At 65.1% G+C, this 11,361-nt stretch carries 4 protein-coding genes; 1 reads left to right on the top strand and 3 read right to left on the bottom strand.

Annotated features, from left to right (window positions below; genetic code table 11):
* Window positions 1–15 precede the first annotated feature (15 nt).
* The 3 genes from ACIBI6_RS13415 to ACIBI6_RS13425 all read right to left on the bottom strand — a co-directional run bounded on the left by ACIBI6_RS13415 (window position 16) and on the right by ACIBI6_RS13425 (window position 10,341).
* Entirely contained in the window at window positions 16–1,389 is a 1,374-nt protein-coding gene (locus ACIBI6_RS13415) for a sensor histidine kinase (protein ID WP_396956268.1), read from the bottom strand.
* A gap of 128 nt (window positions 1,390–1,517) precedes the next feature.
* A complete protein-coding gene (locus ACIBI6_RS13420; protein WP_396956269.1) occupies window positions 1,518–8,687 on the bottom strand; it encodes an SDR family NAD(P)-dependent oxidoreductase in 7,170 nt (2,389 codons plus the stop codon).
* A 58-nt stretch (window positions 8,688–8,745) separates the two neighbouring features.
* On the bottom strand, window positions 8,746–10,341 hold the full coding sequence (locus tag ACIBI6_RS13425) for an acyl-CoA carboxylase subunit beta (RefSeq protein WP_364357854.1): 1,596 nt from the start codon (window positions 10,339–10,341) through the stop codon (window positions 8,746–8,748).
* 575 nt (window positions 10,342–10,916) lie between these two features.
* On the opposite strand from ACIBI6_RS13425, the gene ACIBI6_RS13430 reads away from it, so the two are divergent.
* A complete protein-coding gene (locus tag ACIBI6_RS13430; RefSeq protein ID WP_364357851.1) occupies window positions 10,917–11,306 on the top strand; it encodes a hypothetical protein in 390 nt (129 codons plus the stop codon).
* Window positions 11,307–11,361: the final 55 nt, after the last annotated feature.

Here is an 11,361-nt window from a genome sequence, read left to right on the forward strand (position 1 = left end):
CCGCAGCCCCTGTCGTCACGCGCCCTCCCCCAGCGCACCGTCGCGCCGCATGTCACGCACCGCACTCGCGGCTCCGTGGATCACGTCGGGCAGCCCGCACGACATCGACCAGGCCCGCGCGCCGCTCAGTGGGAATTCGGCTCGCACCATCCAGCCGTCGTCGTAGGGCCCGGTCTTGATGCGGCCGCCGAGCAGTTCGGCGCGCTGGCGCATACCGGACAGTCCCATCCCATCGCCGAGATCCGGCGGCAATCCCCTGGGCAGCGAGTTGTTCACGATGAGCCGGGCCACCGACGAGTCCACCTCCAACAGCACGGTCGCGGTCGCGCCGGGCGCATGTTTGATCACATTGGCCAGGGACTCCTGGCCGATCCGATAGAGCGCGAGCCCGACCGCCGCGGATACCGCGGACAAATCCTCGGTACGGGTGTAGCGAACATCCAATCCGGCTCCGGCGAAGTCGCCGACCAGGTCATCGATATCGCGGATTCCGGGCTCCGGAACAAGTTTGGACGGCCGGGCATCGAGCAGGCCGATGGTGCGGCGGATATCGGCCATGGCCTGTCTGCCGAGTCGCTCGGCGTCGACCAGCGCGTCCACCGCTTCGTCCACGTCGCGGTCGGTCTGCAGTGCGTGCCGGGCGGCGGTGAGATGCAGCAGGGTGATGCTCAGCGAATGCGCGATGACATCGTGCACCTCGCGCGCGATCCGGCTGCGTTCCGCGTCGGCGGCACGTTCGGCCCGGATCCGCTGGCTCTGGCGTTCCTGATAGAGAAATTTGCGCTGATACTGCAGCATGACGCCGACCAGCCAGCCGAGTGCGATCCCGACGATGTACATCTGCAGCCCCTGCAACCGCTGACCCGTCACGCTCCACACCAGGTGACCGGCCGCATCGAAGGCCATCAACTCGAGCACCGCGATCACCGCGAACAATGCGCTGAAACGTTTTCGCACAATGGCCGCGACCTCGCCGACCATCACCACCAGGATGAACGGGGAGAAGTCCGAAGATACCGGCTGGGTGAGCATTATGGCCGTCGCGACCAGACCGGAGACCGCGAGCAGGATCGGGCTCGGTGTCACACCGAAGAAGCAGAACAGCGGCACCGAGCCGAAGACCAGGATGAGCGCCAGAATCGGCAGCGCGGTCGGAAAATATTCGTGCCGCTGGACGATCGCGCCGACACCGACCACGAGCAGGGCCGCATCGGCGCTGATCATCACCGACGGCGGGTAGTCGAACGGCAACTCTTCGAGATTGCGACGCAAGACCGCGACCGGATTGCGTACGAAAGCCACGAACCGATCCCGGACGCGCCCACTCTCGCGGAACGGTATCGCCGGTTGGGCGCCCGCCGACGAGCCGATGGCGTGGGTCACATCCATCCTGCAAGGCTAACCGCCAGGTCGGGGCCGGTGCATCGTGCTCGGAGCGGGCAGCGGCTCCTACCGCGGTAGGAGATCGATTCGCGTCCCTGGCACGAAGACACCGAATTTCGCCGTGGGCGTGAGATCTACCGAACGCCGGAACAGCTATGCCCGGATGGCCCGGCTGTGGAGCGGGATTGTCGTTCGAACGTTTTCGTCAGCTGTTCGATCAATTCCGGGAGGTGGTTTCGGAGATAGAAGTGATCCCCTTGGTAGACGTAGGTTGTTACGGGACCGGTCGTCTGCTTATCCCATCCCGCCAGATGCTCGGGCTTGCAGAGCGGGTCATCGTCGCCGGTGAACAGCACAACAGGGCAGTCGAGCGGAACCGATGCGGCAGTGTATTGATAACCGCGGTACATGGTGTAGTCGTAGCCCAAGGCCTGTGTGGCTCGTTCGAGCAGACTGGGTTCCTGCCTGATTTCCTGCGGTATGAAGGCCAACGCCTCCAGAGCCTCCGGACTCGGGTGACGGAAAAGGCGTTCCGACAGTTGGGCCATTCCTGGGCCGTCGGGTGCCGGTACGGCCGAAATCCCGAGCGTCACCGGAGTGATGGTGTGGCCAACCCACAGCGCACGAGCGGTCTCGAACGCGAGCAGGCTACCGCCGCTGTGCCCGAAGAATGCGAACGGACGACGATCCGGGTCCGCCGCGATCATTGCCGCGAGTTCTTCAGCCAGTGCGAACAGATCGCGCCGTGGTTCCTCGTCGGCCCTGTCTTCGCGTCCAGGCAATTGGACGGCGTGCAACTCGACATGCTCGGGAAGCAGATCACTCCACGGCAGGTAGGTCGATGCCGAACCTCCAGCGTGTGGGAAGCAGAACAACCGTGTCGCGGCGTCGGGCCGTGGCGCAAACGTCTTGAACCAGCGTCCGGCCGCGACGACGGTGTCGGTAGGAACGGCATGCGTCTGCTCATCGTCCGTCCCCGCCTCCAGATCGAGGCGTTCCAGGAGATAGTCGACCAGCTCGCCCGCACTGGGATGCGTCCACACGATGGTGGCGGGGATCTTCACCTGCAGGTCCGCTTCGAGCCGGTTGCGCAACTGGAGCGCAGTCAGCGAGTCGAATCCGAGGTCGGACAGCACCGTCTTCGAGTCGACCGAGACACTGCCGAGTCCGAGTATTGTCTGCATGCACACACCGAGGTAGCTCAGCGCGAGCCGGATCCGCTCATCGGGCGCGGCGGTCCGCAGCCGGGAGTTGATGCCGTCGTTGCTGCTCACGTCGGATTCCCCCGCCGCTCGCTCCGGCATGTCGGCGAAGAACGGAGATTCGGCCGCACCGGGAGAAGCGTGGAACCAGTGTTCGGGGTCGTAGATGAAGACGCCCGCATTGGTCCGCTCGTGGTCGATCAGATCCGCCAGGCAGCGCAGACCCTCGGCGGTACCGAACGCCGCGTACCCGTGCTGGCCCAGCTCCGTTGCCCGGCCGGCCTCTCCCCACACGCCCCAGTTGATGGCTTGTGCTGGCAGCCCACGCGCCCGTCGCCATCTGGCGAAAGAGTCGAGCCAGTCGTTCGCGGCGGCATAGTTGCCCTGTCCCGGGCTGCCGAGAAGCGAAGCCACCGAGGAGAACAGCACGAACCAGTCGAGCGGTAGCTCACACGTTGCCTCGTGCAACCGCCACGCGCCGGTCGCCTTCGGCCTCCATACCCGGTCGAGCCGGTCGGCACTCAGCTGGCTCAGAGCACTGTCATCGAGGACCGTCGCCGCGTGCAGTACCCCGGACAAACGCCGCCCGTCCGCCGTTGCCGCCGTGACGAGTCGTTCGGCGACACCAGGTTCGGCGATGTCGCCGCGGACGATCTCGATCTGCGTACCCGCTGCGCGAATGTCGGCAAGCACGGCGACAGCCGATTCGGAAGGCGCCGATCTGCCATTGAGCACGATCCGGGCGGCGCCGCGGTCGGCGAGCCAACGGGTGATTTCCAGGCCGAGCCCGCCGAGCCCGCCAGTGACGACGTAGCTCGCGCCTTCGCGGACGACCGGCGTGCTGCCCTCCGGAGCCGCGACCTCGATCTCACCCTCTTGCGGAACCGTCAGGATCAGCTTGCCGATGTGCTTGGCGGCCGCCATATATCGCAATGCGGTGGCCGCCTCGGTGAACGGAAATTCGGTACAGGTCGGCGGGTCGATACGACCAGCGGTGAACTCCCGCACCAGTTCGTTCAACAGATCCCGGATCAGAGGCCGCCGTTCTCGTCCGAGGACGGCCAGATCTACGGCGGCCACCGTGACGTTGCGGCGCAACGCCAGCAGTCCCAACTTGGCGTTGGCGTAGATATCGCGTTTGCCGATCTCGAGGAATCGCCCGCCGAGATTCAGCACTTCCAGCCCCGCGAAGAGTGCGGGTCCGGATAGCGAATTCAGCACGACGTCCACTCCTTCGCCGCCGGTGGCAGCGCGGGTCTGGTCGACGAAGTCCAGTGACCGGGAGTCCATCACGTGCTGCACGCCGAGTTCGCGGAGGTGGGAGCGCTTGCGATCGCTGCCCGCCGTGGCGAGTACTTCCGCGCCGAGCGAGCGCGCGATGGCGATCGCGGCCAAGCCGACTCCACCGGTGCCCGCGTGGATGAGGATTCGCTCGCCGGCACCGAGGCGGGCGATCCGGGTCAGCGCGTACCAGGCGGTCAGGTAGGCGGCGGGCACCCCGGCCGCCTGAATGTCGGTCATCGCTTCGGGCACGGGAACAACAACTTCCGCGGGCATGGTGACAAAAGTGTCGGCCGTGCCGTCGTGGAATGCCATGACCCGATCGCCGACCCGCACGTGGCGCACTCCAGGACCGATATCGGTGATGACACCGGCGCATTCCAGGCCGAGTCGGCCGGAGGTGCCGTGCAGGTCGGGGAACATGTCGAGCATGTGCATGACGTCGGCGAAATTCAGGCCGATGGCCGTGGTCCGGATCTCGACCTCACCGTGCCCCGGGGCGCGACGCGGTCGGGCGACTACGCCGATCGTGTCCAGATCACCCGCGCGAGCGATGTCGAGCGAGATCCGGTCACGACCGTACCGCTGGATCCGCTGTGGCCGTGTTCGCCAGGTTTCGTCGCTGATCCGAACGTTGACCAGCCGAGCCGCCCAGCGTTGTCCGCCTCGCCATACGATCTCGTCGTCGGGACCGTCGGCGAACAGCTCGGCGACGAGATCGCGCAGGTCGCTTGTGCCCGGCTCCACGTCGATCAAGGTCGTGCGCAGACCCGGGTGCTCGCACATCGCCACCCGGCTCACACCGCGCAACCCAGCGTGCCCGAGGGTAGGCACCTCGTGTCCGGCGATCGCCTGCGCACCTCGAGTAATGATCCACAGCCGAGGTGTGCCGGTCTCGGACTCGGACAACAGCACGGTCAGATCGATCAGACGCATCACCTCGTCACGGCACAAGTCCGCGAGATCCGGCGCTGCCGAAGCCGATGATGTCGCGAAGAAGACGACGTCCGTCACGGAGGTGAGCGCGCTCGTCACTGCTGGCGCGGGCGACGACGTACCCGACGCTCGGGCGTTCAGCAGTGTCGCGGTCGCTCCGGACGCGGTCAGTTCGGCAGACAGAGCCGCCGACAGTGGGTTGTCGTCGTCACCGAGTAGCAGCCATGTCCCGCGTGCACTGGCTGTCCCTTCCAGCGGCACAGATGTCCACCGGATCTCATGGAACAATCGCTCGTGCCCGCGGGTGGGTGTCTTCCGCTCCATTGGCGCGAACCGCACGTTGGTTGCCTCGGCCAGAACGGAGCCGTCCGCCGCGAATATTCGCAGCTGACCGATCGCGCCGTCCGCCGAAGCCGAAACAAGTGCCGCCTCGCAATATGCTGCCGCACTGGTTGCGGCGTAGACCCGCAGTGATCCGACACCCACTGGGAACAGCATCCTGGTACCCGCACTGCCGGTGGCAGCGACTGCCGAGATGAGCAGAGTCTGCAGGCAGGCATCGAACAGGACCGGGTGCAGGCTCACCGGGCCGGCGAGGGCACGGGCGGCGGGCGGCACAGCGACACGCGCGAGCATCCTCCCGTCCCCGGCGCGGCGCAGACTCTCCAGTCCGGCAAACGCTGGGCCATGGTGGTAGCCGTCCGCGCGAAGTTCCGCATAGCTGCCCTCGACGTCGATCTGCTCGGGATAGAGCGCATCCAGGGCAGCGGGATCGACCGGCTCGAAACCGATCCCCTGAGGCAGGTACCGCAACTCGGCGGTCGCGTGGGTGATCCACTCGTCGTCGCCATCACCCTTGCTGAGCATCTCCACGATCGCGGTGTGATCGCCGCGTGGACTGAGCGAGGTGTGGAGCGTGGTGTGTTCGCGCACCGGCAGTAGCCGGACGAATCTGATGTCGGACAGCTGTACATGCTCTACGGCGCAGTCGAAGAATTCGATTCCGGCTGCCAGTGCCGTCTCGCAGTACACCGCTCCCGGCAGTACCGTGACGCCTTCTACTCGATGATCGGCGAGCCATGCTTGTGCCCCGGTACCCACATCGACCTGCCACAGATGCCTGCGCCCGGCCTCGGGGACGACTGTGTGTATACCGAGCAGCGGTGGCCGAATCTCATCCGCCACCTGTCGCGCCGGGTGCGGCAGCGGCAGATCGATCCAGTGGCGGATCCTGTTCCATGTGGTCGCCGGCGCTGCGACGAGGGTTCCGCGCCCATGACGCCGGCCGAAGTCGATGGGAACACCGACGCGGTACAGACGGGCCAGCTGGCCGGTGATGGTGCGCAAATCGTCGTTGTCGCGGCGAATGGTATGCGTGACAACCGCATCGACGTCGATCTCCTGCAGGGTCTCACGCATCGCGTGTCCGACTAAGGGGTGTACCGAGACTTCGAGGAATACGGCATGCCCATCCTCGGCGGCCGCCTGCACCGCATGGGCAAACCGGACCGGTTTGCGCAAATTATCCGCCCAGTAAGCGCCGTCGAACAGCACGGTTTGCCGCGGATCGTCGGTGACGGTGGAGTAGAACGGCACAGTGGGCCGTTTAGGCCGGATATCGGAGAGCGCTTCGATCAGCTGAGGAGCGTAGGGGTCCAGATGCGGTCCGTGTGCCGCCACGTCGGACGCGACGAATCTGGCCATCAGCCCACGCCGCTGCCAGTCCTCGACAATCTGTCGCACCGGTTCCGGGCCGCCCGCGATCACGGTGGCACGCGGTGACGAGATGACCGCCACCGTAACGTCGGCGGCCCGACGCAGTTCCTCCTCCACCTCCTGGTGTGGAAGGTCCACCGATGCCATGGCACCGGTGCCCGCCAATGGAACCAGCTGGGCGGCGCGGCGGCAGCTGACTCGCACGCCGTCCGGTATGGACAGGGCACCGCAGACGACCGCGGCTGACACCTCGCCCATCGAATGCCCGAGTACCGCCGCCGGTCGCAGACCAAGGGACCGCCACACCGCGGCGAGCGCCACCTGGGTGGCGAACAGGGCGACCTGCACGCGGTCGATCTCGGTGACCACCGTCGGGGCGCCCAGCGTCTCGGACACCGAGAAGCCGGCCTCCGCGGCTACTAGTGGCTCCAGTTCGGCGATCGTCGCGGCGAAGACCGGATCCTCGTCGAGCAGTCGACGTCCCATACCCGCCCACTGCGAACCCTGCCCAGAGAACACCCACACCGCCCCTTCGGCGGCGGTTGCGCGAACAGTGTCGCCGAGCGAATCGTCCTGGTCATCGCCCGCGGCGACTCGGTCCAGCCCGTCGATGAGCTCGTCCACGGACTCGGCAACCACACCCGTCCGAGACCGGTGATGCGAACGTCGCGCCGCGAGCGTATGCACCACATCGCCCAGTTCGACCCCGTCGCGGTTGTCGGTGAGCCAGCGGGACAGCCGCGCGGCGGTCGCACCGAGCATCCCGGGCGCCGTCGCCGAGAGCGGCACCAAGACCGGACGCGGTGTGGAGTCGGTCGCCGTCTCGGCGGTGAACGGGCCCGTGTACTGCTCCAGAACAATGTGAGCGTTGGTGCCGCTGAATCCGAACGACGACACTGCTGCCAGCCGCGTCGGCGCGTCCACCGGCCACTCGGTCGGCTCGGTTGGCACGAAGAAGCGGGTGCCGTCCGGAGAGATTTTCGGATTCCACTGCTGGAAGTGCAGATTCGGCGGGATGACACCGTGTTGGAGCGCGAGAACGGCTTTGATGAAGCCCGCGATCCCCGAGGCCGATTCCAGATGGCCGATATTCGATTTCACCGAACCCAGCGCGCATCGTCCCGCGCCGCTGCCGTAGATCGGCGTCAGCGCGCGGAATTCGATCGGATCGCCGACCTGGGTCCCAGGGCCGTGGGTCTCCACCAGCCCCACCAGGCCGGGATCGATGCCCGCCTGTGCGACCGCGGCAGCGTAGACCATGCGCTGGGCATCTTCGGAAGGGTGAACGAGTCCCTGCGATCGTCCGTCCTGGTTGATCGCGGAGCCGCGAATGACCGCGAGCACCCGGTCACCGTCACGTTGCGCGTCCGAAAGCCGTTTGAGAACAACGATTCCGACGCCCTCACTGCGCACCAGACCATCAGCGCGAGAGTCGAAAGCATGACAGCGCCCGGTGGGTGAGAACATCCCCCACTGCGTTCCGGAGAGCATGAACTCCGGGGTCAGCATGATGTTCGCACCACCGGCCAGCGCGAAATCGGATTCCCCGGTTCGCAGGCTCTGAACGGCCAGATGGGTAGCGACCAGCGATGACGAGCAGGCGGTGTCGATGGCGACACAGGGGCCGTGCAACCCGAGAACATAAGAGACCCGCCCTGCCGCGGTGCAGTGCACATTTCCGATGGTCGCGGCATAGGCATCGATCGCGTCGTAGTGCGTGCCGAGGCGGACGGAGTTGTCCTGGCTCCACAGTCCGACGAACACACCACCCTGGGATCCCGCGACGTCGCGTGGTGGGATGCCGGCGTGTTCCAGTGCTTCCCAAGAGGCTTCCAGCAGCAGCCGATGCTGCGGGTCCATCGACGCGGCCTCCGCGGGAGAGATACCGAAGAATGCGGCGTCGAAGCCGGTGATGTCGTCGAGTGTGGCCGACCAACGAGTGTTGGAGCGGCCTCGCACCTCTCGATCGGGGTCGTAGAAGGCGTCGACGTCCCACCGGTCGAAGGGTCCCTCACGCACCGGGTCCCGCTTCTCGATGAGCAGCCGCCAAAGATCGTCCGGCGACTCGACCGAACCCGGCATGCGGCAGGCCATCCCAACGACCGCGATAGGTTCGTCCAGTCGCCGCGGCTCGTCCATCAGCAGATGTGCGATGTCACCGATCACCATCGGCATTTCCTTTCAAACAACTACTCCGACTGGTACCGGCGCAACAAGGGGGGTTTCTCTACAGTGGTATATTTCCGTGCCGCTTCGGATGCGATGGCTCGCGCTTGTCGTTCATGATGGAAAGTGCGGCTGCAATATTCGGCCGCGTCTCGGACGGCGCGATCACCGCATCGACATATCCGCGTTCAGCGGCTCGATAAGGCGTGCAATGGGTTTGGTCGTATTCGTCGATCAGCTTGCTGCGAACAGCTTCGGGATCCGCTGCGTCGATGATTTGGTCGCGGTGCAGAATATTTCCTGCGGCCGCCGCGCCCATCACGGCGATCTCGGCGGTCGGCCAGGCGAAGCAGATATCCGCGCGCAGGTGCTTGGAGCCCATGACAACGTACGCTCCGCCATAAGCCTTACGAATAATCGTGGTGATCTTCGGAACCGTGGCCTCCGCGTAGGCGTACAGCAGTTTCGCACCACGTCGGATGATGCCATTCCATTCCTGGTCGGAGCCGGGCAGGAATCCGGGTACGTCGACCAGTGTGACGATCGGGATATTGAATGCGTCGCAGGTGCGCACGAATCTCGCGGCTTTCTCCGATGCGTCTATGTCCAGACATCCGGCGGATTTCAGTGGCTGATTTGCCACGATCCCGACCGAAGTCCCGTTGATCCTGCCCAGACCGCAGATGATGTTCGGTGCGAACAGTTGCTGTACTTCGAGGAAGTCGCCATCGTCCACGATGGCATCGACCACCGCGTACATGTCATACGGCTGGTTTGCGGAGTCGGGGACCAGCGAATCCAGCGTGGACCCGGCCCGGCTCTTCCCCGCGGCATAGACGGGCGGGAGACTGTAGTTGTTGCCTGGTAGGTAGGACAACAGATCCCGCACATAATCGATCGCGTCTTCCTCGTCCTCAGCGAGATAGTGCGCATTGCCAGAACGAGAGTTGTGCACCTGAGCGCCGCCGAGTTCCTCGAGCTCCACCCGCTCGCCCACGGCGACGGCCAGTACATCGGGGCCGGTGACGAACATATGTGATGTCTTGTCCACCATCACGACGAAATCGGTGAGCGCGGGCGAGTACGCCGCGCCTCCAGCGCACGGGCCCATGATGATCGAAATCTGCGGAACGACACCCGACATGCTGACGTTCCGGAAAAAGATCTCACCATAGAGCGCCTGCGCGACCACCCCCTCCTGGATTCGCCCACCAGCTCCATCGTTGATGCCCACCACTGGACAACCCGCCTTGGCGGCCAGATCGAGGATCTTGCAGATCTTTTCGCCATGCACCTTTCCGAGCGTGCCACCGAAGACGGTGAAGTCCTGGGCGAACACCACAAGCGGCCTGCCATCCACGGTGCCATGGCCGATGATCACGCCGTCGCCGTTCGGATGGTCGTCGACATCCGAATCGGTCGAATGGTTCCGTGCGAAGGCATCGAGTTCGACGAAGGAACCAGGATCGAGCAGAAGCGCAATGCGTTCCCTGGCAGTCTTCTTGCCACGTGAACGTTGCCTGGCAACTGCACGCGGCGTTCCAGGGGATCTGGACCGGGCTGTCAGATCATGTAACCCGGCGAGCTTCGCCGCCGTTCCATACCAACCCTTGCCAGGCTCGGTCGTGTGCCTGTCCGCGATCGGATTGTTGGTCACCATGAACGACTTTCCGGGGTCAGAGATAGCGAGCAGCGAAGATTTTTCGCCATCGAATCGTGGGTCGCGACGGTATCGATCCGAGCCGATCCGGTCAAGCCCGCCGAGGCGTGCTGTATCAGGGCGGTCACCGCTGATCCGGTTGTCGGTCGGGCAGTGAATGCTGTGCACGTGGTGTCCTGTTCTGCGGATTCGGTGCTGTTGGTGGCGGCGCGAGGATTGGGCCGGCTCCAGGCCGACGTAGCGGCGGCCTTTCGAATTACCGAAAAATCTTTAATATCCGTTGACAAAGCGCGCCGGCACCGCGACCGCGCCGACCTGACCACGCTCGCGTCTGCTCGATGTGGTTCACATCCGAGCTGATCGTCGCGTCCGACAACCCGGCCGACGCTCGCGCAGCACGAACCCGGCCAGTACTCGGTCTCCAGCGACACCAGGTCGGAGCCGGAGCCTCGTGCTCAGAGCGGGCCTCGGCTCCTACCCCGGTAGGAGATCGATTCGCGTCCCTGGCACGAAGACACCGTATTTCGCCGTCCGTAGCGTGAGATCTACCAAATCACGGAAGGACATATGCGATGTCCGATCATTTCGAGCGGCCTGCGAACAATCGCTACGGCGAACATTTCGAGCGACCGAACAGTCGCAATGGATGGGAAGATCATCACCGTCGAACCGAGATCGTGCACACCGTGCTCACCCGCGCGGCGATCGATCCGGCAAGTCCCGACCTGTTCGCGGAGATCCCAGAACTGGACCGGTTGTTCGGCGGACCAGAGGGCCTCTTGCTCGCGTTGCGATATCGGTGGAATATCCATCTCGACGCGAAATTGGAGCAGGCGCTGGTGCAGGGCCAATCTGCGGTGGAGGCCTATCTCGAACTCGCCGCCGAACAACCGGTCCTGCGAGCCGTCCTGGACGCGCAACGTCGCCGCCGAGTTCAGGCAGCCGAGGCGATGGCACGATAACGCACCGGTGCGACACTGCGGTGCGCCACAATCCAAGATCGGATAGTTGAGAAAG

This window comes from Nocardia sp. NPDC050412 (assembly GCF_044458825.1).
Taxonomy (GTDB): Bacteria; Actinomycetota; Actinomycetes; order Mycobacteriales; family Mycobacteriaceae; genus Nocardia.